Raw genomic sequence first — 26,390 nt, 5'->3', positions numbered from 1 at the left:
CATACATCTCAGGGTATGCATCACCTGTGGGAGCTGGCTTGCCGGCGATGGGCTGCAAAGCAGCCCCCAAGATCCAGAAAGCACAAACCCCGGTGCGTGGCCGGGGTTTGTGGGGTTACTTCAAGCGGACCTTACAGGGCGGCAATGGCGCTGTTGAAGGTCTGGCTTGGGCGCATCACCTTGGCGGTCAGCTCGGCATTCGGGGCGTAGTAGCCACCGATGTCGGCCGGCTTGCCTTGAACGGCGTTGAGCTCGGCGACGATGGTCGCTTCGTTCTCGGCCAGGGCTTTTGCCAGCGGTGCGAAACGCGCCTGCAGGGCGGCGTCGTCAGCTTGAGCAGCCAGGGCCTCGGCCCAGTACAGGGTCAGGTAGAAGTGGCTGCCGCGGTTGTCGATACCACCGACTTTGCGCGAAGGCGACTTGTTGGTGTCGAGGAACTTGCCGGTGGCCTGGTCCAGGGTGTTGGCCAGGACTTTGGCGCGCGGGTTGTCGTAGGTGTTGCCCAGGTGCTCCAGGGAAGCGGCCAGGGCCAGGAATTCACCCAGCGAGTCCCAACGCAGGAAGTTCTCTTCAACCAGCTGCTGCACGTGCTTCGGTGCCGAACCGCCAGCGCCGGTTTCGAACAGGCCACCGCCGTTCATCAGCGGGACGATCGACAGCATCTTGGCGCTGGTGCCCAGCTCCATGATCGGGAACAGGTCGGTCAGGTAGTCGCGCAGCACGTTGCCGGTCACCGAGATGGTGTCCTTGCCTTCGCGGATGCGAGCCAGGGAGAACTTGATGGCATCGACCGGTGCCAGGACACGGATGTCCAGGCCAGCGGTGTCGTGATCCTTCAGGTACTTCTGGACTTTCTCGATCATCACGCCGTCGTGGGCGCGAGCCGGGTCCAGCCAGAACACCGCCGGGGTGTTGCTCAGGCGGGCACGGTTGACGGCCAGCTTGACCCAGTCTTGGATCGGCGCGTCTTTGGTCTGGCACATGCGGAAGATGTCACCGGCTTCGACGTTCTGCTGCAGCACGACCTGGCCTTTGCCATCGACCACACGTACCACGCCATCGGCCTGGATCTGGAAGGTCTTGTCGTGGGAGCCGTACTCTTCGGCTTTCTGCGCCATCAGGCCAACGTTCGGCACGCTGCCCATGGTGGTCGGGTCGAAGGCACCGTTGACTTTGCAGTCTTCGATGGTGGCCTGGTAGATGCCGGCGTAGCAGCGGTCCGGGATGATCGCCTTGGCGTCTTGCAGCTCGCCGGCGGTGTTCCACATCTTGCCCGAGTCACGGATCATGGCCGGCATCGAGGCGTCGACGATGACGTCGCTCGGTACGTGCAGGTTGGTGATGCCTTTGTCGGAGTTGACCATGGCCAGGGCCGGGCGAACGGCGTACAGAGCCTGGATGTCGGCTTCGATCTCGGCCTGCTTGTCAGCTGGCAGGTCCTTGATGCGGGCGTACAGGTCGCCGATGCCGTTGTTGGCGTTGAAGCCTACTTCAGCCAGTGCAGCGGCGTGCTTGGCCAGCACGTCGTTATAAAACTCTTCGACGATGACGCCGAACATGATCGGGTCGGAGACCTTCATCATGGTGGCTTTCAGGTGCACCGACAGCAGCACGCCGGAGGCCTTGGCATCGGCGATCTGCTCGGCGATGAAGGCTTTCAGGGCTTTGCGGCTCATGGTCGCGCAGTCGACGATTTCGGCAGCCTTGACCGCGGTCTTGGCTTTCAGGACGGTGGTGGTGCCGTCTTTGGCGACCAGCTCGATGCGCAGGCTGTCGTCAGCCTCGATCAGGGCGGCCTTTTCGCTGCCGTAGAAGTCGCCTTGGGTCATGTGGGCAACGTGCGACTGCGAGTCGGCAGCCCAGGCGCCCATCTTGTGCGGGTGCTTGCGTGCGTAGTTCTTGACCGACAGCGGCGCGCGGCGGTCAGAGTTGCCTTCGCGCAGTACCGGGTTAACGGCGCTGCCTTTGATGCGGTCGTAACGGGCGCGAGATTCTTTTTCGGCCTCGGTGGACGGCTCATCGGCGTAGTCAGGGATGTTGAAGCCCTTGCCTTGCAGTTCCTTGATCGCGGCCTTGAGCTGCGGTACCGAGGCGCTGATGTTCGGCAGCTTGATGATGTTCGCTTCAGGCGTAGTAGCCAGTTGGCCCAGTTCCGCCAGGTGATCGCCTACTTGCTTCTCGGCGCCCAGTTGCTCCGGGAATGCCGCGAGGATACGGCCGGCCAGGGAGATGTCGCGAGTTTCGACGGCGATGTCAGCGGAAGCGGTGAAGGCTTCGACGATCGGCAGCAGCGAGTAGGTGGCGAGGGCGGGGGCTTCGTCGGTGAAGGTATAGATGATCTTGGAACGGGTGGGCATGCGGGTTAACTCTCTATGTGCTGAGCGTACTCGAGTCTCGAGGTGCGCAGGGTAGGCGCTTCGCCCTGGCGACGCCATGAGCGGAAAGTCGAGAGGCTGCGAGCGGTGATGGTGGATGCATCAGTCGAGCGTCAAGTGCTGAGCTGCGGTAACAGCCCAGGCTTTGTGGCCGTTCTTGGCCAAGGGCGAGCCGCATTTTCCTAGGGATCGCCCCAATGACCCTTCGGTCGCGGCGGAGTATATCAAACCCTTTGGGCTAATCAGCAAGGCCAAGTGACATCGGCGCCATTTATAAGACCAAAGACGTAGGGGCAATGTGGCGCGATGTCGCAGCCCTTGCAGGTCAGCAGATGTGGTTTAGGCTCATTGGATTGCAGGATGTCCAATCACACCCGAAAGCGGAGTAGTGCAAGCATGGGATACCAGAAAATCAAGGTTCCGACCGACGGCACCAAGATCACCGTCAATGCAGACCATTCGCTCAATGTGCCCGATAACCCCATCATTCCTTATATCGAAGGCGATGGGATTGGCGTCGATGTCTCGCCGGTGATGATCAAGGTCGTGGACGCCGCCGTGCAGAAGGCCTACGGCGGCAAGCGCAAGATTGCCTGGATGGAGGTGTACGCGGGCGAGAAGGCCACCCAGGTCTATGACCAGGACACCTGGCTGCCGCAGGAAACCCTCGATGCGGTGCGCGAGTACGTGGTGTCGATCAAGGGCCCGCTGACCACGCCGGTTGGGGGCGGTATCCGCTCGCTGAACGTGGCGTTGCGCCAGCAGCTTGACCTGTACGTGTGCCTGCGCCCGGTGGTGTGGTTCCAGGGCGTGCCGAGCCCGGTGAAAAAACCGGGCGATGTCGACATGGTGATCTTCCGCGAAAACTCCGAAGACATCTACGCCGGCATCGAATGGAAAGCCGGCTCGCCTGAGGCGAACAAGGTGATCAAGTTCCTCAAGGAGGAAATGGGCGTCACCAAGATCCGTTTCGACCAGGACTGCGGTATCGGCGTCAAACCGGTTTCCCGCGAGGGTACCAAGCGCTTGGTGCGCAAGGCTCTGCAATACGTGGTGGACAACGACCGCGAGTCGCTGACCCTGGTGCACAAGGGCAACATCATGAAGTTCACCGAAGGGGCCTTCAAGGATTGGGGCTACGAGGTGGCCCGCGACGAGTTTGCTGCCGAGCTGCTCGACGGCGGCCCCTGGATGACGTTCAAAAACCCCAAGACTGGGCGTGAGGTCATCGTCAAGGATGCCATCGCCGACGCCATGCTCCAGCAGATCCTGCTGCGCCCAGCTGAATACGACGTGATCGCCACCCTCAACCTCAATGGCGACTACCTGTCCGACGCCCTGGCGGCAGAGGTGGGTGGTATTGGCATTGCGCCGGGTGCCAACCTGTCGGATACCGTGGCCATGTTCGAGGCCACCCACGGCACCGCGCCCAAGTACGCCGGGCAGGACAAGGTCAACCCGGGGTCAGTGATTCTGTCTGCAGAGATGATGCTGCGCCACATGGGCTGGACCGAGGCGGCCGACCTGATCATCAAGGGCACCAATGGCGCGATTGCCGCCAAGACCGTGACCTATGACTTCGAACGCCTGATGGACGGGGCGACGTTGGTGGGCAGCTCGGGCTTTGGCGATGAGATGATCAAGCATATGTGAGGCAAGAGAAAACCGGTCGCCTGGCTAAAGAGGCGACCGGTTTTTTCGTATACCCACACGGAGCAGTGGTCAGGCTCTGGCGGTTTCGCTTGCGGTCTGGCCTTGGGCCTTGGCAGCCGCAGCGGCAGCGGCGTCCTTTATGTTGACCGCGTGCAGGCCTTTGGGGCCCTGGATGATGTCGAACTCCACGGACTGGCCAGCCTTCAGCGTCTTGTATCCGTCCATCTGGATGGCCGAGTAATGAGCGAAAAGGTCATCGGATTTACCTTCCTCGTTGATGAATCCGTAGCCCTTGGCATTGTTGAACCACTTGACTTTACCGCTTGCCATCCCTATGTCCCTCTGCAAAGGACTCCATCACTGGAGTATCATCCACTTCATCCGCATACGAACCATGCGAAAAATCTGGTTGACTGCGCGGATCTTTATCGACCACGGTGGGTTCTTATTGGTTGTAACACCGTTTTGCCGATAGTCAAGGTCATGCGGCGCGTGCGCCGGAGGCTGACTTTGCGCTCAACCCACAACTTTAACCTGTCGATCATGATGAAATTCTTTCCATGCATGCACCTAGTGAGATTCGACTAACATTCAATCAGGATCGCCCGCAATCGAATGAGGACGACGGCTCAGGTCTTGCTGTCCAGGAAGCCAAGCCGATCCTGCAGGCGCCACCGATGTACAAGGTGGTTTTGTTCAACGATGACTACACACCAATGGATTTCGTCGTCGAAGTGCTCGAGACGTTCTTCAGTCTGAACCGCGAGCTGGCGACCAAGATCATGCTGACCGTCCATACCGAGGGGCGGGCAGTGTGCGGATTGTTTACCCGTGACATCGCCGAAACAAAGGCCATGCAGGTCAACCAATACGCCAGGGAAAGCCAGCATCCGCTACTCTGTGAAATCGAGAAGGACGGTTAATCGCCGACCACTTGGGTATGAGGTGAAGCTATGTTAAACCGCGAGCTCGAAGTCACCCTCAATCTGGCCTTCAAGGAGGCTCGTTCGAAGCGTCATGAGTTCATGACCGTCGAACATCTGCTGCTGGCACTCCTTGACAATGAGGCTGCTGCGACCGTTCTGCGCGCCTGTGGCGCCAATCTCGACAAACTCAAGCACGACCTGCAAGAGTTCATCGATTCCACCACACCCCTGATTCCGGTTAACGACGAAGACCGCGAAACCCAGCCTACCCTGGGCTTCCAGCGTGTGCTGCAGCGTGCCGTGTTCCATGTGCAGAGCTCCGGCAAGCGCGAAGTGACCGGCGCCAATGTGCTGGTGGCGATCTTCAGCGAACAGGAAAGCCAGGCCGTGTTCCTGCTCAAGCAGCAGAGCGTGGCCCGTATCGACGTGGTCAACTACATCGCTCACGGTATTTCCAAGGTGCCGGGCCATGGCCCCAACACCGAAGGCGACCAGGAGATGCAGGACGAGGACGGTGGCGAAACGTCATCGTCGAGCAACCCGCTGGATGCCTATGCCAGCAACCTGAACGAACTGGCACGTGCCGGTCGCATCGACCCGCTGGTGGGGCGTGAGCAGGAAGTCGAGCGTGTTGCGCAGATCCTGGCGCGCCGGCGCAAAAACAACCCGCTGCTGGTCGGTGAGGCCGGGGTGGGCAAGACGGCCATCGCCGAAGGCCTGGCCAAGCGTATCGTCGACGGCCAGGTGCCTGACCTGCTGGCCCAGAGCGTGGTGTATTCCCTCGACCTGGGTGCACTGCTGGCCGGTACCAAGTACCGCGGCGACTTCGAGAAGCGCTTCAAGGCGCTGCTCGGCGAACTGCGCAAACGCCCGCAGGCGATCCTGTTCATTGACGAGATCCACACCATCATCGGCGCCGGTGCGGCTTCCGGTGGGGTCATGGATGCGTCCAACCTGCTCAAGCCGCTGCTGTCGTCTGGCGACATTCGCTGCATCGGTTCGACCACCTTCCAGGAATTCCGCGGCATCTTCGAGAAGGACCGTGCACTGGCACGGCGTTTCCAGAAGGTCGATGTCAGCGAGCCTTCGGTGGAAGACACCGTGGGGATCCTGCGCGGGCTCAAGGGCCGGTTCGAGAGCCACCACAACATCGAGTACAGCGACGAAGCCCTGCGCGCCGCTGCAGAGCTGGCCTCGCGCTACATCAACGACCGGCACATGCCGGACAAGGCCATCGACGTGATCGACGAGGCGGGTGCCTATCAGCGCCTGCAGCCTGAGGCAAACCGAGTCAAGCGTATCGAAGTGCCACAAGTCGAAGACATTGTCGCCAAGATCGCGCGGATTCCGCCGAAGCATGTCACCAGTTCCGACAAGGAGCTGCTGCGCAACCTTGAGCGTGACCTGAAGCTGACCGTGTTCGGGCAGGACGCTGCCATCGACTCGCTGGCGACGGCGATCAAGCTGTCCCGTGCGGGGCTCAAGGCGCCCGACAAGCCGGTGGGTTCGTTCCTGTTCGCCGGGCCTACCGGTGTCGGCAAGACCGAAGCGGCGCGGCAGTTGGCCAAGGCGCTGGGTGTGGAGCTGGTGCGCTTCGACATGTCTGAGTACATGGAGCGGCATACCGTTTCGCGCTTGATCGGTGCACCGCCTGGCTATGTCGGGTTCGACCAAGGTGGCCTGTTGACCGAGGCGATCACCAAGCAGCCGCATTGCGTGTTGTTGCTGGACGAAATCGAGAAGGCGCACCCTGAAGTCTTCAACCTGCTGCTGCAGGTGATGGACCACGGCACGCTGACCGACAACAACGGGCGTAAGGCAGACTTCCGTAACGTGATCCTGATCATGACCACCAACGCCGGGGCTGAGACTGCGGCGCGGGCTTCGATCGGGTTTACCCATCAGGACCATGCGTCCGATGCCATGGAAGTCATTCGCAAGAGCTTCACGCCGGAGTTCCGCAACCGCCTGGACACCATCATCCAGTTTGGCCGCCTGAGCCACGAAACCATCAAGAGCATCGTCGACAAGTTCCTTATCGAACTGCAGGCGCAGCTGGAAGATAAACGTGTGCTGTTGGAGGTCAGTGATGAAGCGCGCGGCTGGCTGGCGGCGTCGGGCTACGACGTGCAGATGGGTGCACGGCCGATGGCGCGGCTGATCCAGGACAAGATCAAGCGGCCGCTGGCTGAAGAGATCCTGTTCGGTGAGCTGGCCGAGCATGGCGGCGTGGTGCACGTCGACTTGCGCGATGGCGAGTTGGTGTTCGACTTCGAAACCACGGCTGAGGTGGCGTGATAGCGGGGGCCGCTTTGCGGCCCATTCGCAGCGCAAGGCTGCTCCTACAGGGTGTCACATTCCCAGGTAGGAGCAGCCTTGCGCTGCGAATGGGCTGCAAAGCAGCCCAGCCACTCTTGCAGGCACAAAAAAGCCCGGCACTTGGCCGGGCTTTTTCATGGCTTGGGCTTAGCGCGCACGATACGTGATGCGGCCTTTGCTCAGGTCGTAAGGTGTCAGTTCGACGCGGACCTTGTCGCCAGTGAGAATACGGATGTAGTTCTTGCGCATCTTTCCGGAGATGTGCGCGGTTACGACGTGCCCGTTTTCCAACTCCACGCGGAACATGGTGTTGGGCAGGGTGTCGACGACAGTACCTTCCATTTCGAAGCTGTCTTCTTTCGACATGCAGTTGAGCCCTCGGTGTCCAGTGTTGGCCCGACGCATAACCGCACCGGGCAAAAAAGTGGCGTGGATTATGCCGGAAAATAGTATTTCAAGCCAATGCTTTCAGTTGAGGGTGACCCAGCGTTGGTTGATCAGCAGCTCGATGGGGCGATACTGGGTCTTGTAGTTCATCTTCTTGCAGTTCTTGATCCAGTACCCGAGGTAAACCGCCTCCAGGTTCTGCCGAAGGGCTTCGGTGATCTGCCAGAGGATGGCGAAACGGCCCAGGCTGCGGCGCTCTTCGTCGGGCTCGTAGAAGGTGTAGACCGCCGACAAGCCGTTGGGCAGCAGGTCGCATACCGCCACCGCCAGCAGGCGCCCTGCCAGGCGGAACTCGTAGAACCAGCAGAAGGGCAGGTCACGTACCAGGAAGGTGGAAAACTGATCACGGCTGGGCGGGTACATGTCGCCGTCGGCATGACGGGTTTCGATGTAGCGCCGGTACAGGTCGAAATACTCTTCCTTGAACGCCGGGCGTGCGGCGGTCACGGTCAAGTCGGCGTTGCGCTTTAGAATGCGCCGTTGCTGGCGGTTGGGGATGAAGCGCGCCGCCGGAATGCGTGCTGGCACACAGGCGTTGCAGTTTTGGCAATGGGGGCGGTACAGGTGATCGCCACTGCGCCGAAAACCCATCTCCGACAGGTCGGCGTACACGTTCACGTCCATTGGCTGGCTGGGGTCGAGAAACAGCGTGGTTGCCTGCTCCTCGGGCAGGTAGCTGCAGGAGTGGGGTTGAGTGGCATAAAACTTCAACCGCGCCAACTCTGTCATGATCAACCCCTTCGGTGAGACTTTGCCTTAAGTGTAAGCCAGCTCTGAGAACTCGCCTAGGGAACCCAGGTGGCGCTGTTGGGCTGGTCGAGGTAGCGCGCGAGGTAGTCGGCAAAGTCGGCGCGGCTGATGGCGCGCGCGCCAAGGCTGTGCAGGTGGTTGGTCGGCATCTGGCAGTCGATCAGCACAAAACCGGCCTGGCGCAGGTGTGTGACTAGGGTCACGAAGCCGACCTTGGAGGCATTGTCGGCGCGGCTGAACATCGATTCGCCGAAGAACAGGCGGCCCATGGCCAGGCCGTACAGGCCGCCGACCAGCTCACCGTCCTGGCGCACCTCCACCGAATGGGCGTAGCCGAGCCGGTGCAGCTCGCAGTAGGCCGCGCGCAGGGTGTCGGTGATCCAGGTGCCGTCGGCGTAGTCACGCGGCGCGGCGCAGGCGGCGATCACGCTGGAGAAGTCGGTGTCGAAACTGACCTGGTAGTGGCCCTGGCGCATGAACTTCGCCAGCGAGCGCGAGATGTGCAGTTCGTCTGGCAGCAGCACGGTGCGAGGGTTGGGTGACCACCAGAGGATCGGCTGGCCGTCCTGGTACCAGGGGAAGCAGCCGTGGCGATAGGCCTGCACCAGGCGCTCGGGGCTCAGGTCGCCGCCGGCGGCGAGCAAGCCGTTGGGTTCGTGCAGGGCCTTTTCCAGTGGCGGAAAGGTCAGCGAGTCGCGGGTCAGCCAGGTAAGCATGGTCTATCGTGCGGTGGGGGAGGGGAGTGGTCAGCATGGCGTGGCTGAAAAGCAGGGTCAATCACTGCGGTTCATTCGCCGTAGCGCAGGCAGCCCTTAGGCATTTTCCTACACATTCATGAGGCCTCAGGCACCATCCGGGACATTTGCTGTCACACCTGTGCAAAAACACAGCATAAGCCTTTGTCACAAAAGAAAATGCATGCTCAAATTGCAGCTAAGTGAAAGCAGCCCCCTCAAGCCCATGTGCGGCGCGCCGCCATGGCGGCTGGCGGGCAGTAATGTTAAAAGTAGTGGTTCATTGGCCAGACACCGGCCGATCACTATTGGACGCGCAGCACGCGCAGGAATAGACGCGTTTTGAAGAAATCCACCGCAACTCCAGCTCCCTTGCCAGTGCCTATGTGGCGGCAGCAGCTGCACTATCGTCTCAAGGAAGGTGCGTTGATCGCTGTCGGCGCCCTGTGCCTGTACCTGTGGATGGCGCTGCTGACCTACGACACTTCCGACCCTGGCTTCAGCCACACCAGCAACATTGACCAGGTGCAAAACGCCGCCGGGCGAGCAGGGGCCTACTTCGCCGACATCCTGTTCATGGTGCTGGGCTATTTCGCCTACATCTTCCCGCTGTTGCTGGCGATCAAGACCTGGCAGATCTTCCGCGAGCGCCACCAACCCTGGGAGTGGAGCGGCTGGCTGTTCTCCTGGCGCCTGATCGGGCTGGTGTTCCTGGTGCTGTCGGGCGCAGCCCTGGCGCATATCCATTTCCACCCGCCGGCGAGCATTCCGTTCTCCGCGGGCGGTGCCCTCGGCGAAAGCCTGGGCGAACTGGCGCGCAGCCTGTTGAACGTGCAGGGCAGCACGTTGATGTTCATTGCCCTGTTCCTGTTTGGCCTGACGGTGTTCACCGACCTGTCCTGGTTCAAAGTGATGGACCTTACCGGCAAGATCACCCTCGACCTGTTCGAGCTGGTGCAAGGCGCCGCCAACCGCTGGTGGGAAGCCCGCAACGAGCGCAAGCGCCTGGAGGCGCAGTTGCGTGAGGTGGATGAACCGAGTTTCAACACCGCGCCAGCGGCTGCGCAGAAGCGCGAGCCGGTCAAGCCTCAGCTGCGTGAGCGTAGCGTCGAGCGCGAAGAGGCGCCCGCCCGGCCTGCCCCACCGCGCGAACCCGTGGTGGCGCGCGAGACAGTGGTGCCCCGCGAGCAACCTGCGGCGCCAGTGATCATCCCGCCAGCCCCGGCCAAGGCGCCAGAGCCGAGCAAGCGGGTGATGAAGGAAAAACAGACCCCGCTGTTCGTCGACAGCGCTGTGGAAGGCACGTTGCCGTCGATCTCCATTCTCGATCCGGCCGAGCAGAAAAAGATCGAGTACTCGCCAGAATCCCTGGCCGGTGTTGGCCAGCTGCTGGAAATCAAGCTCAAGGAATTCGGCGTGGAAGTCTCGGTGGACTCCATCCACCCAGGCCCGGTCATTACCCGCTACGAAATCCAGCCCGCGGCAGGGGTCAAGGTCAGCCGTATCGCCAACCTGGCCAAGGACCTGGCGCGCTCGCTGGCGGTGACCAGCGTGCGCGTGGTCGAGGTGATCCCGGGCAAGACCACCGTGGGTATCGAGATCCCTAACGAAAACCGGCAGATGGTGCGCTTCTCTGAAGTGCTGTCGTCGCCGCAGTTCGACGAGTCCAAGTCGCCGGTTGCGTTGGCCTTGGGCCATGACATCGGTGGCAAACCGGTGATCACCGACCTGGCCAAGATGCCGCACCTGCTGGTGGCCGGTACTACCGGTTCTGGTAAGTCGGTGGGTGTGAACGCGATGATCCTGTCGATCCTGTTCAAGTCCGGCCCGGAAGACGCGCGGCTGATCATGATCGACCCGAAGATGCTCGAACTGTCGATCTACGAAGGCATCCCGCACCTGTTGTGCCCGGTGGTCACCGACATGAAGGACGCCGCCAACGCGCTGCGCTGGAGCGTCGCCGAGATGGAGCGGCGCTACAAGCTGATGGCCGCGATGGGCGTGCGTAACCTGGGCGGCTTCAACCGCAAGATCAAGGACGCTCAGGAGGCCGGCGAGGTCATCCACGACCCGCTGTACCGTCGCGAGAGCATGGACGACGAGCCACCCGCGCTGAAGACCCTGCCGACCATCGTGGTGGTGGTCGACGAATTCGCCGACATGATGATGATCGTCGGCAAAAAGGTCGAAGAACTGATCGCCCGTATCGCCCAGAAAGCGCGGGCCGCCGGTATTCACCTGATCCTCGCCACCCAGCGCCCGTCGGTTGACGTGATCACCGGCCTGATCAAGGCCAACATCCCGACGCGCATGGCGTTCCAGGTGTCGAGCAAGATCGACTCCCGCACCATCATCGACCAGGGTGGCGCCGAGCAGTTGCTCGGTCACGGTGACATGCTGTACATGCCACCCGGCACCAGCTTGCCGATCCGCGTGCACGGCGCGTTCGTTTCCGATGACGAAGTGCACCGCGTGGTGGAAGCCTGGAAGCTGCGTGGCGCGCCGGACTACAACGACGACATCCTCAACGGCGTCGAAGAGGCCGGCAGCGGCTTCGAAGGCGGCGGCGGTGGTGGTGACGGCGACGATTCGGAAAGCGATGCACTGTATGATGAAGCCGTGCAGTTCGTGCTCGAGAGCCGCCGTGCCTCCATTTCTGCTGTGCAGCGCAAGCTGAAGATCGGCTACAACCGTGCCGCACGCATGATCGAGGCAATGGAGATGGCCGGCGTGGTCACCCCGATGAACAGCAACGGCTCGCGGGAAGTGATAGCCCCAGGCGGCCCGCGCGATTGATGAACACCTTGCCGGGCGCCTGATCGGCGCCTGGCTCATTTACTGTCCTACGAGGATTTCCATGCGCGCGATTCGCATGCTGTTGGTTTCTGCCCTGGCCATGGGCTCTGTGTCGGCCCATGCCGGCGAGTTGGACGTGAAGCGCCTGACCCAGTTGCTGGAAAAGTCGCAGACGATCGATGCCAATTTCTCTCAGCTGACGCTGGGTGCCGACGGCACCAGCTTGCAGGAGACCAAGGGCCAGATGACCGTCAAGCGCCCGGGCCTTTTCTACTGGCACACCGATGCCCCGCAGGAGCAGGTGGTGGTGTCTGATGGCAAGATGGTCACCCTGTGGGACCCGGACCTTGAGCAGGCCACCATCAAGAAGCTTGATGTACGCCTGAACCAGACCCCGGCGCTGCTGCTGTCCGGTGACGTGTCGAAGATCAGCCAAAGCTTCGACATCGCGTCCAAGGAGCAGGGCGAAGTCATGGATTTCACCTTGAAGCCGAAAACCAAGGACACCTTGTTCGACTCCCTGCGCGTGTCGTTCCGCAAGGGCCTGATCAATGACATGCAGCTGATCGACAGCGTCGGCCAGCGGACAAACATCCTGTTCAGTGGGGTGAAGGCCAACCAGGCGGTGCCTGACAGCAAGTTCAAGTTCGATGTCCCGAAAGGCGCGGATATCATCCAGGAGTAACCGGAGCCCGTGATGGACCTGTTTCGAAGCGAACCCGTCGCCCAGCCCCTGGCTGCTCGCCTGCGCCCGTCCAACCTGGACGAGTACGTTGGCCAGGAGCACCTGCTGGCGCGCGGCAAGCCGCTGCGCGAAGCGCTGGAGCAGGGGGCGTTGCACTCGATGATCTTCTGGGGGCCGCCCGGGGTGGGCAAGACCACCTTGGCGCGGCTGCTGGCGCAGTTCTGTGACGCGCACTTCGAAACGGTCTCGGCGGTACTGGCAGGGGTCAAGGAGATTCGCCAGGCGGTCGAGGTGGCCAAGCAGCAGGCGGCCCAGTATGGCCGTCGCACCATCCTGTTCGTCGACGAAGTGCACCGCTTCAACAAGTCGCAGCAGGACGCCTTTTTGCCCTACGTGGAAGATGGCACGCTGATCTTCATTGGCGCCACCACCGAAAACCCGTCCTTCGAGCTCAACAATGCGTTGCTTTCGCGCGCGCGGGTGTACGTGCTCAAGAGCTTGGACGAGCCGGCGCTGCGCAAGCTCGTCGACCGTGCCTTGAGCGAAGAGCGCGGCCTGGGCAAGCACAACCTGCAGGTGGGCGACGAGGCCTTCAAGATGCTCATGGCTGCCGCCGACGGCGATGGCCGGCGCATGCTCAACTTTCTCGAAAACGCCTCGGACCTGGCTGAAGATGGCAGCGAAATTGGCGTGGAGCTGCTGCAAAGCCTGCTCGGGGACAGCCGTCGGCGCTTCGATAAGGGCGGCGAGGCGTTCTATGACCAGATCTCAGCGTTGCACAAATCGGTGCGTGGCTCCAACCCCGATGCCGCGCTGTATTGGTTCGCGCGCATGCTCGATGGGGGGTGCGACCCGCTGTACATCGCCCGCCGCGTGGTGCGCATGGCCAGCGAAGACATCGGCAACGCCGACCCTCGTGCTCTGAGCCTTTGCCTGTCGGCGTGGGACGTGCAAGAGCGCCTGGGCAGCCCCGAGGGTGAGCTGGCCGTGGCCCAGGCCATCACCTACATCGCCTGTGCGCCAAAGAGCAATGCGGTATACATGGGCTTCAAGACTGCCCTGCGTGAGGCGACCGAGCATGGTTCGCTGGAAGTGCCGCTGCACCTGCGCAACGCCCCGACCAAGTTGATGAAGCAATTGGGCTACGGCGACGAATACCGCTATGCCCATGACGAGCCCGATGCCTACGCGGCAGGTGAAGACTACTTCCCTGACCAACTCGAGCCTCGCCAGTATTACCAACCCGTGCCCCGCGGCCTGGAGCTGAAGATCGGCGAGAAGCTGCGGCACCTGGCCGAGCTGGATCGCAGCAGCCCCCGGCAACGGAGAAAACCGTGATTGCATTGATCGCCGCCGTCAGTGCAGGCGGCATCGCCGGCACGTTACTGCGCTTCGCCACCACGAACTGGGTGGTTGCCCACTGGCCACGGCACTTCTATCTCGGTACGCTGGCGGTCAATTTGATCGGCTGCCTGTTGATCGGCCTGCTGTATGGCCTGTTTTTGCACAAGCCCCTGGTGCCGGTCGAGCTGCGCGCGGGCCTGATCGTCGGCTTCCTGGGCGGCTTAACCACGTTTTCCTCCTTTTCGCTCGATACCGTACGCCTCATGGAAAGCGGGCAGATGCCCCTGGCTTTGGGCTATACCGGTATCAGCGTGGTGGGCGGGCTGCTCGCGACCTGGGCTGGCCTGTCCTTGACCCGATTCTGAACCAACACCTACACATAACGAGAGAACGATATGCTCGATTCCAAACTGTTACGCGGCCAACTTCAGGAAGTGGCGGATCGCCTGGCCTCCCGTGGCTTCAGCCTGGATGTCGCGCGCATCGAATCACTGGAAGAGCGCCGCAAGGCCGTGCAGACGCGCACCGAGCAACTGCAGGCCGAGCGTAACGCCCGTTCCAAGTCCATCGGCCAGGCCAAGGCCAAGGGCGAAGATATCGCGCCGCTGATGGCCGACGTCGAGCGCATGGCCAATGAGCTGGCCGCAGGCAAAGTCGAGCTGGACGGCATCCAGGCTGAGCTGGATAGCATCCTGCTGACCATTCCTAACCTGCCGGACGCCAGCGTGCCGGTTGGTGCCAGCGAAGACGACAACGTTGAAGTACGCCGCTGGGGCACCCCTAAGGCCTTCGACTTTGAAATCAAAGACCACGTCGCCCTGGGCGAAATCAGCGGTGGCCTGGACTTCGAAGCGGCAGCCAAGCTGTCTGGCGCCCGCTTTGCCGTGCTGCGTGGCCCGATTGCCCGTCTGCACCGCGCCCTGGCGCAGTTCATGATCAACCTGCACACCGGCGAGCACGGCTACGAAGAGCACTACACCCCGTACCTGGTACAAGCGCCGGCCCTGCAGGGCACCGGCCAGCTGCCGAAGTTCGAGGAAGACCTGTTCAAGATCAGCCGCGAAGGCGAAGCTGACTTCTACCTGATCCCAACCGCCGAGGTTTCGCTGACCAACTTGGTTGCCGGTGAAATCCTTGATGCCAAGCAACTGCCGCTCAAGCTGGTCGCCCACACGCCTTGCTTCCGCAGTGAAGCCGGCGCATCGGGCCGTGACACCCGTGGCATGATCCGCCAGCACCAGTTCGACAAGGTCGAAATGGTCCAGGTAGTCGAGCCATCCAAGTCGATGGAAGCCCTCGAAGGCCTGACCGGCAATGCCGAGCGCGTGCTGCAGCTGTTGGAACTGCCCTACCGGGTACTGGCGCTGTGCACCGGCGACATGGGCTTCGGTGCGGTGAAAACCTACGACCTGGAAGTGTGGGTACCGAGCCAGGACAAGTACCGCGAGATCAGCTCCTGCTCCAACTGCGGTGATTTCCAGGCGCGTCGCATGCAAGCCCGCTGGCGCAACCCGGAAACCGGCAAACCAGAGCTGGTGCATACCCTCAACGGTTCCGGCCTGGCAGTAGGCCGCACCCTGGTGGCGGTATTGGAGAACTACCAGCAGGCCGACGGTTCGATCCGTGTGCCTGAGGTGCTCAAGCCGTACATGGGTGGTGTCGAGGTCATCCGCTAAATGGATTACCTGCCACTGTTCCACAAGCTGCAGGGCGGCCGGGTACTGGTCGTCGGCGGCGGTGAAATTGCCTTGCGCAAAGCGCGCCTGCTGGCGGATGCCGGCGCCGCGCTGCGCGTGGTGGCGCCCGAGGTTGACGGCCAACTGGCCGCACTGGCCCGGGAAGGTGGCGGTGAGGTCTTGGTGCGCGGCTATCAGGCGCCCGACCTGGTCGGTTGCCGGCTGGTGATCGCGGCCACTGATGACGCTGGGCTGAACGCCCAGGTGTCGGCCGATGCCCAGGCGCTCAACCTGCCGGTCAACGTGGTGGACGCGCCGGCCCTGTGCACGGTGATCTTCCCGGCCATCGTCGACCGCTCGCCGTTGGTGGTGGCAGTCTCCAGTGGGGGTGATGCGCCCGTGCTGGCGCGTTTGATTCGCGCCAAGCTGGAAGCGTGGATCCCTTCGGCCTACGGCGAACTGGCCGGGCTGGCGGCGCGGTTCCGGCACCAGGTCAAACGCCTGTACCCAGACGTCAACCAGCGTCGCGGCTTTTGGGAAAATGTCTTCCAGGGCCCGATTGCCGAGCGTCAGCTGGCCGGGCAGGGTGCTGAGGCCGAACGCCTGTTGCAGGCCATGGTCGATGGCGCGCCGGTGCAGCAGGGCGGTGAGGTGTATCTGGTGGGGGCAGGGCCGGGCGATCCGGACTTGTTGACCTTCCGCGCCTTGCGCCTGATGCAGCAGGCCGATGTGGTGCTGTACGACCGCCTGGTGGCCCCGGCCATCATCGACATGTGCCGGCGTGATGCCGAGCGTATCTACGTCGGCAAGCGCCGCGCTGACCATGCCGTGCCGCAGGACCAGATCAACCGCCTGCTGGTCGACTTGGCCAAGCAGGGCAAACGCGTGCTGCGGCTCAAGGGTGGCGATCCGTTCATCTTTGGCCGTGGTGGCGAGGAGATCGAACAGCTGGCCGAGCAGGGCATCCCCTTCCAGGTGGTGCCCGGCATTACCGCGGCCAGTGGTTGTTCAGCCTATGGCGGCATCCCGCTGACCCATCGCGACTACGCCCAATCGGTGCGCTTCGTGACCGGGCACCTCAAGGATGGCACCAGCAATTTGCCTTGGGATGACCTGGTGGCACCGGCGCAAACCCTGGTGTTCTACATGGGGTTGGTAGGCTTGCCGACCATTTGCGCCGAACTGATTCGTCATGGGCGTGCGGCCAGTACGCCAGCGGCGCTGGTGCAGCAAGGCACTACGCGCAATCAACGGGTGTTTACGGGTACCCTGGCGGATTTGCCGGCGCTTGTCGCCCAGCATGAAGTGCATGCGCCGACCCTGGTGATTGTGGGGGAAGTGGTGCAGTTGCGTGAGAAGCTGGCGTGGTTTGAAGGTTCGCAACATAGCTGAAACGGGTGGGGCCGTTTGCGGCCCTTCGCAGCACAAGGCTGCTCCTACACAGGCGTGCGCCGGAGCTGTAGGAGCAGCCTTGTGCTGCGAAGGGCTGCAAAGCAGCCCCGCTGTGTCACCGGTTAACCCAGATTCCCTGGCCCACCAACCGCTCCCGATCATGCGCCAGACCAAAGTCCTGCAATGGCCCTTTAGGCACGATCCCATTCGGGTTGATGGTCTTGTGGCTCATGTAGTAATGCTTCTGGATATGCTCCATATCCACCGTCTGCGCCACCCCCGGCCACTGGTACACTTCGCGCAGCCAGTTTGACAGGTTGTGGTAGTCGCTCAGGCGTCGCAGGTTGCACTTGAAGTGCCCGTGGTACACCGCATCAAAGCGCACCAACGTAGTGAACAGTCGTACATCCGCCTCGGTGAGGTACTCGCCAGCAAGGTAGCGATTGCGGCTCAGCACGTCTTCCAGGTAATCCAGCTCATTGAACACCTCGTCAAACGCGGCCTCGTAGGCCTCTTGCGTGGTGGCGAAGCCTGCGCGGTAGACACCATTGTTCACCGCGGGGTAGATCCGTTCGTTCAGCGCTTCGATCGCCGGGCGCAAGGGCTCGGGGTAGAGGTCCAGGCGGTTGCCGGTCAGCTCGTCGAAGGCGCTGTTGAAGATGCGGATGATCTCGGCCGATTCGTTGTTGACGATACGCTTCTCTTTTTTGTCCCACAGCACCGGCACGGTAACGCGCCCAGTGTAGTGCGGGTCATCCTGGGTGTAGCGTTGGTGCAGGAATTCGAGTGCGTCGAGGTGGTCGCCGGTGGAGCCCTGCTGCTGGTCGAAGGTCCAGCCATTCTCTTGCATCAGCCAGCTCACCACCGACACATCGATGAGCGGCGACAGGCCCTTGAGGGCACGGAAAATCAGGGTGCGGTGCGCCCATGGGCAAGCCAGCGACACGTACAGGTGATAACGGCCGGCCTCGGGTGCGGGCAACGCGTTGCGGCGCTGGGCGTTTTCGCGTTTGAAGGCCCCGTCTTTGCCGGTTTCATACCACTGGTCGTGCCAGCGGCCGTCGATCAAAAGGCCCATGTTGAGCTCCTGGAACAAAGTTGTTTGTCGTTGGAGCCCAGTCTAGGGAATATCGTTCGAATAAATAGCGCAAAGACTCGGGGTCTTTAATCGATTAAATCGATGCGTTGCGTTCGCTCCAGTAGCGACGCGCTGTGGCGAAGGCGTCGTCACGGTTCTGCCCCAGCCCGCGCAAGGCCAGGGCCATGGTGGCGACCACGGCCATTTCGCCGTAGCTGTCTTCGGCTTCGCCCTGCCACACGGCGAGCAGTTGCTGCGGCTGCAGGCTCGATGGTTTGACATGGCGGCGTTCGCTCAGGGCTGGCCACTCTTCATCCCAGGCCTCGCCCGCTGTAGTGCCATAGAGATGGCTGATGACATCGGGATTGACCTCGATCTCGCCGCCATCGCCCTTGATCACCACGGCATGGTCGCCGAGCAGGCGGCTAGCTTCACGGTGCACCGCCTGGTAGCCAGGGTGGAAGATGCTCTGCAGGCCGCAGCGTGCACCCAGCGGGTTCAGTACCCGAACCAAGGAGTGAATTGGCGAGCGCAGGCCCAAGGTGTTGCGCAGGTCAATCATGCGTTGCAATTGGGGTGCCCAGTCCTGCAGCGGGAAAAACGCCAGCCGCTGCTGGTCGAGCGCGGTGCTGACGGCCGTCCAGTCGCGGCTCAGCGGAATCTGCAGCTGTTCGAGCAGTTGTTCAGTGAACATGCGCCCGGCGGTGTGGGCGCCGCCGCCATGCATCAGGATGCGCACCCCGTTGTTGGCCAGGCACTTGGCCGCCAGCAGGTACCAGGGCAGGTGGCGCTTCTTGCCCGCGTACGTGGGCCAGTCCAGGTCCACGGCAATGTGCGGCGCTTGCAAGTGCGCGCGCAGGGCCTCGGTGAAACCGGCCAGTTCATCGGCGCTTTCTTCCTTGTGCCGCAGCAGCATGAGGAAGGCACCGAGCTGGGTGTCCTCGACTTTGCCTTCCAGCAGCAAGGTCATGGCCGCGCGGGCTTCTTCGCGGGTCAGGCCGCGCGCGCCGCGCTTGCCTTTGCCAAGGATGCGCACGAATTCGGCGAACGGGTGTTCGGCGGGTGTTTCCAGGGTGAGCGGGCGTGGTTCGATCATATGCAGTTGGTCGGCTTGGGCAGGCCCGCCAGCTTGGCGGCAAGTTTGGCAGGAGTGCCGTTGAACAGGCGGTTCAGGTGCGGGCTGTTGCCCTTTTCAGGGCCCAGCTTCAGCGCGGTGTACTTGATTAGCGGGCGTGTGGCCGGCGAAAGCTGGAATTCCTGGTAGAACTGGCGCAGCAGCTCGAGGATTTCCCAGTGGTCAGCGGTCAGCGGGATGCCTTCACGCGTGGCGAGGGCATCGGCGACGGCAGGGGACCAGTCGTGCAGGTCGACCAGGAAGCCGTCCTTGTCCAGGGCAATCGTTTGATCGCCAACGTTCAGCGTACTCATAGCCAGCTGTTGACCTTGTCGTAATGCAGCGACAGCTCGACGAATGCCGCATAGTCCACAGGCGTGGCCAGGTCGTTGGCGACCGCGCGGGCGTGCAGGTCTTCTTCGAGGGCGAACAAGCGCTGCTCGAGCGCGGCGGCTTGCAGCAGGCGCTGGGGCTCGCTGTCGGCGTGCAGTGCATAGACCGCGTCACCGCACAGCAGCAGTGCATCGTCGGCGCCGAGCAGGCGCAGGCAACTGGCCAGGCGGTCGTCGGCGAAGGGCGAGTGGGCAATTACATGCAGGGTTGTCATCACAGCGTTACCACCTGGTCAAAACGGGCGATCAATGCGGTCAGTGCCGCGTCGTCTAGCACCTGCACCGGTAGCGCCAGGGTGTCGGCGGCAAGGCCGCGCTGGCGCAGGCTATGGCTGCAGGCGAAGAGCGCTTCGACGCCGAACATCGGCAAAGCCTGCAGGTTGGCCGCCAGGTTCTTCTGTTGCAAGGCTGCGGGTTGCTGGCCCGGGGCGAGCTGGAACACGCCATCGTCCAGGAACAGCATGCCCAGTGGCAGGTCGAACGCGCCACCGGCCAGTGCGATGTCCAGTGCCTCACGGGCCGATGGGCCGTTCCAGGGTGCCTGGCGGCTGATGATCAACAAGGACTTGGCCATTTCAATCGCCTCCGAAGCAGATCAGCCGATCGGCACTCTGCGCCGCCTCGTGAAGTTGGCCGAGCCCGGACAGCTCCCAGGGCTTGGGCAGGTTCGCGGCCGGCCGTTGATAGCGGCTGGCTTCGGCCTCGTCGAGCACGCCACGGCGCAACGCAGCGGCAATGCACACCACCGCGTCCAACTGGTGGAGGTCGATGAAGGTGCGCCATTGAGCGGCGACATCCAACTCGTCCTGGGGCGTTACCACGTTGGCCGAGGCACTGTGCACCCCGTCCTGATAGAAGAACAACCGGGCAACCTCATGCCCGCCGGCCAGCACCGCCTCGGCAAAGCGCAGGGCGCGGCGCGAGGAGGGCGCATGGGCCGGGGAAAAAACCGCGATAGCGAATTTCATGGACAACTCATGCAAAGGAATGCCGCCATGATAAAGCAAAAAAGCCCAACCCCGCTCATACAAGGACCTCGTGGCCTTGTGCAGAGGGGGTGGGCTTTTCAGCGAGGTGCTGAAGGGTCAGGCGCGCTCTTTGCTCTCTGGCAGGAACCAGTTCAGCACCAGGGCGCAAATACCGCCGGTGGCGACGCCCGACTCCAGCACATTGCGGATTGCCGCCGGCATGTGGGCCAGGAACTCAGGTACCTGGGCCACGCCCAGGCCCAAGGCCAGCGACACGGAAATGATCAGCAGGGCGCGACGGTCCAGCTGCGTGCTGGCCAGGATGTTGATACCCGAGGCCGCTACCGCGCCGAACATCACCATGGCCGCGCCACCCAGTACTGGCTCTGGTACCGCCTGGATTACTCCGGCAACCGACGGGAACAGGCCCAACAGCACCAGCATCACGGCGATCCAGATGCCGATATGGCGGCTGGCGATGCCGGTCAGCTGAATAACGCCGTTGTTCTGGGCGAAGATTGAGCTGGGGAAGGTGTTGAACAAGCCGGCCAGCAGCGAGTTGGCGCCGTTGACCAGCACGCCGCCTTTGATCCGCTGCATCCACACCGGGCCTTCGACCGGTTGGCGCGAGACCTTGCTGGTGGCGGTAACGTCACCAATGGCTTCCAGCGATGTCACCAGGTAGATCACCAGCATCGGAATGAACAGCGCCCACGAGAAGCTAAGGCCAAAGTGCAGCGGCGTGGGCACCTGGAACAGCGCAGCCTCGTGCATGCCGGTGAAGTCCAGGCGGCCGAGGTAGCCCGCCAGCGCATAGCCCACCGCCAAGGCGATGACGATAGCGCAGCTGCGCATCCATACCACCGGGATGCGGTTGAGAATGACGATGATCGCCAGCACCACGCCCGACAGCAGCAGGTTTTCGCCATTGGCGAAGGTGCCGTTGGCCATCGCGCCAAAGCCGCCGCCCATGCTGATCAGGCCGACCTTGATCAGGGTCAGGCCAATCATCAGCACGACGATGCCGGTCACCAGTGGCGTGATCAGGCGTTTGACGAACGGCAGGATGCGCGACACACCCATCTCCACGAACGAACCTGCGATCACCACGCCAAAAATGGCCGCCATCACGCCTTCCACCGGCGTGCCTTGCTTCACCATTAGCGCGCCGCCAGCAATCAACGGCCCGACGAAGTTGAAGCTGGTGCCCTGAACGATCAGCAACCCCGCGCCAAACGGCCCGAAGCGCTTGCACTGAACGAAGGTGGCAATGCCGGAGATCACCAGCGACATGGATACGATCAGGTTGGTGTCCCGCGCCGAAACACCCAGCGCCTGGCAAATAAGCAGGCCAGGTGTCACGATCGGCACGATGATCGCCAGCAGGTGCTGCAGCGCCGCCAGCAGGCCGATCAGCAGCCGTGGCTTGTCCTCAAGACCCAGCACCAGTTCATTGGCAGGCGCCGATGCGCCTGGGCTGTGTTCGTGTGAGCTCATTGCAGAAAGCCGCCCCGGAAGAAAAAAGGAGCGCATTCTACGGGCTGAAGCGCAATTGGGGTAGGGGCAAGCACGATGGCGGCATGATCGGTGTCTGTTCGCTCAATAAGCTGACTTTTAAGTCAGTCTTTGGCGCACAAAAAAGCCCGCCGAAGCGGGCTTTTTGTCATGAGGCGCGGTATCAGTCGTCGCGGCCCATGATGCCGAACAGCTGCAGCAGGCTGACGAACAGGTTGTAGATCGATACATACAGGCTGATGGTCGCCATGATGTAGTTACGCTCGCCGCCATGGATGATCGCGCTGGTCTGGAACAGAATGCAGACCGACGAGAACAGCACGAAGCCAGCGCTGATCGCCAGTTGCAGGCCGCTGATCTGGAAGAAGAAGCTGGCAACCACCGCACCCAGCAGCACGAAGAAGCCTGCCGTGATGAAGCCGCTGAGGAAGCTCATGTCCTTGCGGGTGATCAGCACATAGGCCGACAGGCCACCGAACACCAGTGCGGTCATGGCGAATGCCGAGCTGACCACTTCAGCGCCACCGGCCATGCCCAGGTAACGGTTGAGGATAGGGCCGAGGATGAAGCCCATGAAGCCAGTGAGGGCGAAGGTGGACACCAGGCCCCAGGCCGAATCACGCAGTTTGTTGGTGAGGAAGAACAACCCGTAGAAGCCGATCAGCACCACGAACACGTTCGGGTAGCCGACGCGCATCTGCTGGGCCACAAAGGCCATGACACCGCTGAAGGCGAGGGTGAGTGCCAGCAGGCTGTACGTGTTGCGCAGGACTTTGCTGATCTCCTGCTGCTCGACCTGCTGGCCGTGGTGTACGGCGTAATCCTGTTCGCGCATGGCGAGGCTCCTTGGTAAACCTGTGGTTTCAGACGTTCAGATGCTAGGAGTCTATCAGACGTCCTGCAACCCGCGACACAGAGAGTTTGACAGCGTGTTTCATTACGGTATTATGGCGGCCGCAAAACGAGCTGGAAGCGTGGCCGAGTGGTTTAAGGCAACGGTCTTGAAAACCGTCGATGGGCAACTATCCTAGAGTTCGAATCTCTACGCTTCCGCCATATTCAAAGCCCTGATTATTCAGGGCTTTTTGCGTTTTTAGGGCACAGAAAAACTACCCGTGGGAACACTCTTGGGAATGGTTGATCTCGGAAGCGCTTCTGATACGTCCGTAGGTCTGAGCCCGTCGATTGGCGCCTTCTCGAAGATGTCGAGCAACTGCCTACCTCGGCCCCAGCATGACTAAGTCCTTAGCTGCTCGCCTTCGCTTCGAGTTCGCCCCACTTCAGTCGAGCCAAGCTCAGATCGCTGCCTAAGGGTCTCGGCTTGCTGACTTGTCCAGGAAGAAATATCTGATTCATTCCTTGCCGCGGTTCTTCCTGCGCTTGCTGGTGCGCTTGCGCCGGTAGTAGGTGACCTTTTCAGCGAGTCGATGAGCTCGTTTTGTGGCTCGCCCTCGGCCTGGCCAATAGCTCAGAGGTGCTGACCCCGCGCCCCTCGACGGTCGGTTGATGCTTTGTTTGCCGACCGCCATCCCCCACTGCTGCGTCGCAGATCAACTGCTTGTAAATGTTGTCGCCATCGATGCTAAGGCCGCCCCGCCCGAGTAGGTCGGCGGGCTTGAGTTTTAGGGGGAGGGGTTTAAAAGGCCAGGAGGCGCAGGTAAGTGCGAGTAGAAGCTCGCGAGGATACAGCTTCGGTCGAAGCCGCACGACACAACGCAAGGTCGGACGGCCCCATTTTAGTATCTTGTAGAGGGTTTGGATTTAACTCTTTCTGTATAGGGCTCAATCCGCAGCCGTGATAATCATTTGGAGCTTGGGCGACCTGGAATATGGCTAAGGATCGATTTGGAGAACCCGCCATCGACACAGATATCCTGCCCCGTGACATAGCCGGCTAGCGGGCTAATGAGAAATTCGATCACGTTTGCGATGTCTAGCGGTTCGCCGATTCTGGCCAGTGGAATGATCGCTTCTCGTGCTTTCTTGATCTGCGGATCAGCGTACATTTTTTCAGACATGGGTGTATGTGTCATGCCTGGCGACACGATATTGACCCGAATGCCTTCAGGTGCCCACTCCAGAGCGAGAGTTTGCGCCAGCATTGTTAATGCTGCCTTGGTGGGGCTGTAGGCGCCAGAGCCGGCGTGCGGAAGCTGGCCAGACATCGACGAGGTAAAGCACGCTGAGCCTCGGCTCTCGCGAAGATGCGGGTAGCTTGCTTTGGCAAGCAACCAGGCGCCGCGAAGATTGACGGCGAACATGTCGTCCCAATCCTCAATGGACAAATTGCAGATCGCGCCGGGGCTGGCGACGCCAGCATTCGCAACCAGCGTGTCAAGCCCGCCGAATTCGGCTACTGCAGCTGCTACCAGTTGGTCAGGCACCGCAGGATCGCCGAGATCACCAGACAATGAGATCGCGACGCCACCCATGGCCATGATTTTTCGAACGATTTCATCCTGGGTTGCGTTTGGGGCTTGCCCACAAACGGCAATTTTCGGCTGCGAGCCCCGGGCAAGCGCAGCCTTTGATCATCAGCACGTTTTCTTATCTGTGGTCATCCACGGCAATCGATGCAATTGCGCAGCTCTCTGAGCATGGGCACCGTGTGTTCGAGGTGCCCGTAAGTTCGCCACATTGCTGGCCGGTGGAAATGTCGACTGCAGAGCGTTCTGCTGCAAGCGTGCGTCTGCGTCAGTACGATGCCAAGATCAGGTCGCTCAATGCCGGCGGCTATGACGTCAACTTGGCTAGTCCCGCCGCCAACATGCGTCAGAAGAGCATTGATCACATTAAGGCGGTGATTGACCTGGCTGTCGCTTGGGATACCCAGGAGGTGGTGATATCTCCTGGCACGCGGCGCCCGATGATTTCTCCACCGCTCGAAAAGACTTTTGATTGGATGTACGAGAGCCTGGCGGCTCTGACGCCGCTGGCGAAACAGGCTGGTGTGCGCTTGCTGCTAGAAAATACCCCGTATTGCTTCACCCCTACAATGCGGGAGCTGGCTGAGGTTGTTGATACTGTCAATGATGATGTCGTCAGAGTCGTTTATGACATCGCCAACGCTGCTTACATAGGTGAGGACCCAGTAGCGAGTTTGCTGGCCTACCACAGTGCTATCGACTTTGTGCATGTATCCGACACCGGCACGGATGTGTGGGGGCATGACCCAGTTGGCACCGGAGTCGTAGACTTCATCGGATTGGGTGAGGCCGTTCACGCGACCTGCGGTATTGAAAACTGCGTGCTCGAAATCATCCGCGAAGAAAACGCCTTATATGAACTGAATAAAGGTGTCCAGGACCTGCGTGAGAAGGGTTGGAATATTTCGTAGTTGCCTCCTATCGCTCGTCGTCTCCGTAGCCCTGAGGCCCGCAATGGGCCCAGGTGCAAGTTAGAGCGTTAGCGCGCAGCTTACAAGTCTCCCTCGCTGACAGAAGTCCACAGGGACCAGCACTCTCCCACCCTTGTGGCCGATCGTTTCAAGTGTTCGATATGAGCATCCAAGGTTTCCTCGCGCATGCGTGCAATGGGGCCGGCGATGCTTAGGGTTGCCACCGGGGCCGAGTTGCTTGATCGTGAGGGGTCGAATACAGGCACTGCCACGACGCACACGCCCACTTCGCCTTCTTCTCGTACTACCGCATGCCCCTCTTTGCGGATCAGTGCGATGTCATCAAAAATGTCGCGAATCGAAACGCGTGCGTTGGGCCCTGCATATTCTCGGCTATTCTCGATATCCCAGGCGGCGAGAATGCGCATGGCGCGCTCATCACGCATAGTGGAGAGCCATGCTTTGCCTGCCGCAGTGGTATGGGGAATGATTTTTTCGTCTAGGGCGCGGCGGTATTGAAGGCCCCTGGTATTTTTCGTGGCCTGCAGTACCCAAGTCAGATGATCCTCTGCAACTTCCGCCAGGCGAACATGCTCGCCGGTTTCGCTGGCTAGTTCGTTGAGCAAAGGTTGCATGATCCTGGCAAACCCAGTTTCAGTGATGTAGTTCACGCCCATGCTGGGAATTTTCAGCGTCAGGCAGTAATGGTCCTGCTCGTCCTGGTAAACGTAGCCTCTTTCCCGCAGGGCGCTCAATATACGGTGAGCCGTGGCCATCGCCACTTGAGTCTGTTCACTGATTTCAGACAGGGCGAGGCCGCCTGGATGGGAAAGGAGCAGTTCCAGAGTATTGAAGTAGCGGCCTATATGTGACAATTTTTAGTCCTTTG

The 26,390-nt window shown here is 61.4% G+C and carries 23 protein-coding genes, 1 tRNA gene and 2 pseudogenes; 11 read left to right on the top strand and 15 right to left on the bottom strand.

Going from position 1 to position 26,390, the window contains the following annotated elements; all coding sequences use genetic code 11:
* Nucleotides 1–131: 131 nt before the first annotated feature.
* Nucleotides 132–2,357, bottom strand: a complete 2,226-nt coding sequence (locus D886_RS0104420; RefSeq protein ID WP_027592738.1) for an NADP-dependent isocitrate dehydrogenase — start codon at nt 2,355–2,357, stop codon at nt 132–134.
* A gap of 414 nt (nt 2,358–2,771) precedes the next feature.
* Between D886_RS0104420 and icd the strand changes: the two genes are divergently transcribed.
* Nucleotides 2,772–4,028, top strand: coding sequence for an NADP-dependent isocitrate dehydrogenase (gene icd / locus D886_RS0104415; protein ID WP_027592737.1), 1,257 nt, complete (start codon nt 2,772–2,774; stop codon nt 4,026–4,028).
* 71 nt (nt 4,029–4,099) lie between these two features.
* Here icd and cspD read toward each other — a convergent pair.
* Nucleotides 4,100–4,358, bottom strand: a pseudogene (gene cspD / locus D886_RS0104410) (cold shock domain-containing protein CspD); the annotation flags it as partial.
* A gap of 230 nt (nt 4,359–4,588) precedes the next feature.
* Here cspD and clpS point away from each other — a divergent pair.
* Both clpS and clpA read left to right on the top strand, forming a co-directional pair.
* The gene (clpS, locus tag D886_RS0104405) at nt 4,589–4,951 is read left to right on the top strand and encodes an ATP-dependent Clp protease adapter ClpS (protein ID WP_003251220.1); all 363 of its coding nucleotides are present in this window, start codon (nt 4,589–4,591) and stop codon (nt 4,949–4,951) included.
* Nucleotides 4,952–4,981: 30 nt separating this feature from the next.
* Nucleotides 4,982–7,252 carry an ATP-dependent Clp protease ATP-binding subunit ClpA gene (clpA, locus tag D886_RS0104400; protein ID WP_027592735.1) on the top strand — a complete coding sequence of 757 codons (2,271 nt, stop codon included), beginning with the start codon at nt 4,982–4,984 and terminating at the stop codon, nt 7,250–7,252.
* A 168-nt stretch (nt 7,253–7,420) separates the two neighbouring features.
* Here the strand turns inward: clpA and infA are convergent, their stop codons facing one another.
* The 3 genes from infA to aat form a co-directional block, all read right to left on the bottom strand.
* Nucleotides 7,421–7,639 (bottom strand): translation initiation factor IF-1, encoded by a 219-nt coding sequence (gene infA, locus D886_RS0104395; protein WP_002553999.1) that lies wholly within the window; start codon nt 7,637–7,639, stop codon nt 7,421–7,423.
* 102 nt (nt 7,640–7,741) lie between these two features.
* Nucleotides 7,742–8,449: an arginyltransferase gene (locus D886_RS0104390; protein ID WP_027592734.1), complete on the bottom strand. Its 708-nt coding sequence runs from the start codon at nt 8,447–8,449 to the stop codon at nt 7,742–7,744.
* Nucleotides 8,450–8,505: 56 nt separating this feature from the next.
* The gene (gene aat, locus D886_RS0104385; protein ID WP_027592733.1) at nt 8,506–9,186 is read right to left on the bottom strand and encodes a leucyl/phenylalanyl-tRNA--protein transferase; all 681 of its coding nucleotides are present in this window, start codon (nt 9,184–9,186) and stop codon (nt 8,506–8,508) included.
* 402 nt (nt 9,187–9,588) lie between these two features.
* Here aat and D886_RS0104380 point away from each other — a divergent pair, with 402 nt between their 5' ends.
* From D886_RS0104380 to cysG, 6 genes are all read left to right on the top strand, one after another.
* Nucleotides 9,589–12,000 (top strand): DNA translocase FtsK, encoded by a 2,412-nt coding sequence (locus D886_RS0104380; RefSeq protein ID WP_177323873.1) that lies wholly within the window; start codon nt 9,589–9,591, stop codon nt 11,998–12,000.
* A gap of 61 nt (nt 12,001–12,061) precedes the next feature.
* A complete protein-coding gene (gene lolA / locus D886_RS0104375) occupies nt 12,062–12,685 on the top strand; it encodes an outer membrane lipoprotein chaperone LolA (RefSeq protein ID WP_027592731.1) in 624 nt (207 codons plus the stop codon).
* Nucleotides 12,686–12,697: 12 nt separating this feature from the next.
* Nucleotides 12,698–14,023: a replication-associated recombination protein A gene (locus D886_RS0104370; RefSeq protein ID WP_027592730.1), complete on the top strand. Its 1,326-nt coding sequence runs from the start codon at nt 12,698–12,700 to the stop codon at nt 14,021–14,023.
* Nucleotides 14,020–14,394, top strand: a complete 375-nt coding sequence (gene crcB, locus D886_RS0104365; protein WP_027592729.1) for a fluoride efflux transporter CrcB — start codon at nt 14,020–14,022, stop codon at nt 14,392–14,394. Before D886_RS0104370 ends, crcB begins: the two co-directional genes overlap by 4 nt.
* A 30-nt stretch (nt 14,395–14,424) precedes the next feature.
* A complete protein-coding gene (gene serS / locus D886_RS0104360; protein WP_027592728.1) occupies nt 14,425–15,705 on the top strand; it encodes a serine--tRNA ligase in 1,281 nt (426 codons plus the stop codon).
* Entirely contained in the window at nt 15,706–17,097 is a 1,392-nt protein-coding gene (gene cysG / locus D886_RS0104355) for a siroheme synthase CysG (protein ID WP_027592727.1), read from the top strand. It begins immediately after the preceding gene.
* Between the two features lie 115 nt (nt 17,098–17,212).
* Here the strand turns inward: cysG and D886_RS0104350 are convergent, their stop codons facing one another.
* From D886_RS0104350 to D886_RS0104315, 8 genes are all read right to left on the bottom strand, one after another.
* Nucleotides 17,213–18,175, bottom strand: coding sequence for a glutathione S-transferase family protein (locus D886_RS0104350; protein ID WP_027592726.1), 963 nt, complete (start codon nt 18,173–18,175; stop codon nt 17,213–17,215).
* 94 nt (nt 18,176–18,269) lie between these two features.
* Nucleotides 18,270–19,271, bottom strand: a complete 1,002-nt coding sequence (locus D886_RS0104345) for a glycosyl transferase family protein (protein WP_027592725.1) — start codon at nt 19,269–19,271, stop codon at nt 18,270–18,272.
* Nucleotides 19,268–19,603 carry a TusE/DsrC/DsvC family sulfur relay protein gene (locus D886_RS0104340; RefSeq protein WP_027592724.1) on the bottom strand — a complete coding sequence of 112 codons (336 nt, stop codon included), beginning with the start codon at nt 19,601–19,603 and terminating at the stop codon, nt 19,268–19,270. The genes D886_RS0104345 and D886_RS0104340 overlap by 4 nt, the downstream gene beginning before the upstream one ends.
* On the bottom strand, nt 19,600–19,896 hold the full coding sequence (gene tusB, locus D886_RS0104335) for a sulfurtransferase complex subunit TusB (protein ID WP_027592723.1): 297 nt from the start codon (nt 19,894–19,896) through the stop codon (nt 19,600–19,602). The genes D886_RS0104340 and tusB overlap by 4 nt, the downstream gene beginning before the upstream one ends.
* Nucleotides 19,896–20,255, bottom strand: a complete 360-nt coding sequence (tusC, locus tag D886_RS0104330; protein ID WP_027592722.1) for a sulfurtransferase complex subunit TusC — start codon at nt 20,253–20,255, stop codon at nt 19,896–19,898. The genes tusB and tusC overlap by 1 nt, the downstream gene beginning before the upstream one ends.
* A gap of 1 nt (nt 20,256) precedes the next feature.
* Nucleotides 20,257–20,649 (bottom strand): sulfurtransferase complex subunit TusD, encoded by a 393-nt coding sequence (gene tusD, locus D886_RS0104325; protein WP_027592721.1) that lies wholly within the window; start codon nt 20,647–20,649, stop codon nt 20,257–20,259.
* Between the two features lie 117 nt (nt 20,650–20,766).
* Entirely contained in the window at nt 20,767–22,146 is a 1,380-nt protein-coding gene (locus D886_RS0104320; protein WP_027592720.1) for a nucleobase:cation symporter-2 family protein, read from the bottom strand.
* Between the two features lie 181 nt (nt 22,147–22,327).
* The gene (locus D886_RS0104315; protein ID WP_003251184.1) at nt 22,328–22,999 is read right to left on the bottom strand and encodes a Bax inhibitor-1/YccA family protein; all 672 of its coding nucleotides are present in this window, start codon (nt 22,997–22,999) and stop codon (nt 22,328–22,330) included.
* A 133-nt stretch (nt 23,000–23,132) separates the two neighbouring features.
* Here D886_RS0104315 and D886_RS0104310 point away from each other — a divergent pair.
* A tRNA-Ser gene (locus D886_RS0104310) sits at nt 23,133–23,220 on the top strand.
* Nucleotides 23,221–23,966: 746 nt separating this feature from the next.
* On the opposite strand, the pseudogene D886_RS26745 reads toward D886_RS0104310, so the two are convergent.
* A pseudogene (locus tag D886_RS26745) lies at nt 23,967–24,671 on the bottom strand (SDR family NAD(P)-dependent oxidoreductase); the annotation flags it as partial.
* 20 nt (nt 24,672–24,691) lie between these two features.
* Here D886_RS26745 and D886_RS0104300 point away from each other — a divergent pair.
* On the top strand, nt 24,692–25,501 hold the full coding sequence (locus D886_RS0104300; RefSeq protein ID WP_027592719.1) for a sugar phosphate isomerase/epimerase: 810 nt from the start codon (nt 24,692–24,694) through the stop codon (nt 25,499–25,501).
* An 80-nt stretch (nt 25,502–25,581) separates the two neighbouring features.
* On the opposite strand, the gene D886_RS0104295 is transcribed toward D886_RS0104300, so the two are convergent.
* Nucleotides 25,582–26,376, bottom strand: coding sequence for an IclR family transcriptional regulator (locus D886_RS0104295; protein WP_027592718.1), 795 nt, complete (start codon nt 26,374–26,376; stop codon nt 25,582–25,584).
* Nucleotides 26,377–26,390: the final 14 nt, after the last annotated feature.

The organism is Pseudomonas sp. LAIL14HWK12:I7 (assembly GCF_000483465.1).
In the GTDB taxonomy this organism is placed as follows: Bacteria; Pseudomonadota; Gammaproteobacteria; order Pseudomonadales; family Pseudomonadaceae; genus Aquipseudomonas; species Aquipseudomonas kermanshahensis.
The sequence above is the reverse complement of the archived record's forward strand: the minus strand, read 5'-3'. Positions and strand labels throughout refer to the sequence as shown.

What these genes read in the sequence shown, in the direction of transcription:
- tusC (WP_027592722.1), bottom strand. Translation starts at nt 20,255, where the DNA reads ATGGCCAAGTCCTTGTTGATCATCAGCCGCCAGGCACCCTGGAACGGC.
- D886_RS0104345 (WP_027592725.1), bottom strand. Translation starts at nt 19,271, where the DNA reads ATGATCGAACCACGCCCGCTCACCCTGGAAACACCCGCCGAACACCCG.
- D886_RS0104315 (WP_003251184.1), bottom strand. Translation starts at nt 22,999, where the DNA reads ATGCGCGAACAGGATTACGCCGTACACCACGGCCAGCAGGTCGAGCAG.
- icd (WP_027592737.1), top strand. Translation starts at nt 2,772, where the DNA reads ATGGGATACCAGAAAATCAAGGTTCCGACCGACGGCACCAAGATCACC.
- clpS (WP_003251220.1), top strand. Translation starts at nt 4,589, where the DNA reads ATGCATGCACCTAGTGAGATTCGACTAACATTCAATCAGGATCGCCCG.
- lolA (WP_027592731.1), top strand. Translation starts at nt 12,062, where the DNA reads ATGCGCGCGATTCGCATGCTGTTGGTTTCTGCCCTGGCCATGGGCTCT.
- D886_RS0104370 (WP_027592730.1), top strand. Translation starts at nt 12,698, where the DNA reads ATGGACCTGTTTCGAAGCGAACCCGTCGCCCAGCCCCTGGCTGCTCGC.
- D886_RS0104380 (WP_177323873.1), top strand. Translation starts at nt 9,589, where the DNA reads ATGTGGCGGCAGCAGCTGCACTATCGTCTCAAGGAAGGTGCGTTGATC.
- clpA (WP_027592735.1), top strand. Translation starts at nt 4,982, where the DNA reads ATGTTAAACCGCGAGCTCGAAGTCACCCTCAATCTGGCCTTCAAGGAG.
- serS (WP_027592728.1), top strand. Translation starts at nt 14,425, where the DNA reads ATGCTCGATTCCAAACTGTTACGCGGCCAACTTCAGGAAGTGGCGGAT.
- aat (WP_027592733.1), bottom strand. Translation starts at nt 9,186, where the DNA reads ATGCTTACCTGGCTGACCCGCGACTCGCTGACCTTTCCGCCACTGGAA.
- D886_RS0104390 (WP_027592734.1), bottom strand. Translation starts at nt 8,449, where the DNA reads ATGACAGAGTTGGCGCGGTTGAAGTTTTATGCCACTCAACCCCACTCC.
- D886_RS0104340 (WP_027592724.1), bottom strand. Translation starts at nt 19,603, where the DNA reads ATGAGTACGCTGAACGTTGGCGATCAAACGATTGCCCTGGACAAGGAC.
- tusD (WP_027592721.1), bottom strand. Translation starts at nt 20,649, where the DNA reads ATGAAATTCGCTATCGCGGTTTTTTCCCCGGCCCATGCGCCCTCCTCG.
- tusB (WP_027592723.1), bottom strand. Translation starts at nt 19,896, where the DNA reads ATGACAACCCTGCATGTAATTGCCCACTCGCCCTTCGCCGACGACCGC.
- infA (WP_002553999.1), bottom strand. Translation starts at nt 7,639, where the DNA reads ATGTCGAAAGAAGACAGCTTCGAAATGGAAGGTACTGTCGTCGACACC.
- D886_RS0104350 (WP_027592726.1), bottom strand. Translation starts at nt 18,175, where the DNA reads ATGGGCCTTTTGATCGACGGCCGCTGGCACGACCAGTGGTATGAAACC.
- D886_RS0104420 (WP_027592738.1), bottom strand. Translation starts at nt 2,357, where the DNA reads ATGCCCACCCGTTCCAAGATCATCTATACCTTCACCGACGAAGCCCCC.
- D886_RS0104320 (WP_027592720.1), bottom strand. Translation starts at nt 22,146, where the DNA reads ATGAGCTCACACGAACACAGCCCAGGCGCATCGGCGCCTGCCAATGAA.
- cysG (WP_027592727.1), top strand. Translation starts at nt 15,706, where the DNA reads ATGGATTACCTGCCACTGTTCCACAAGCTGCAGGGCGGCCGGGTACTG.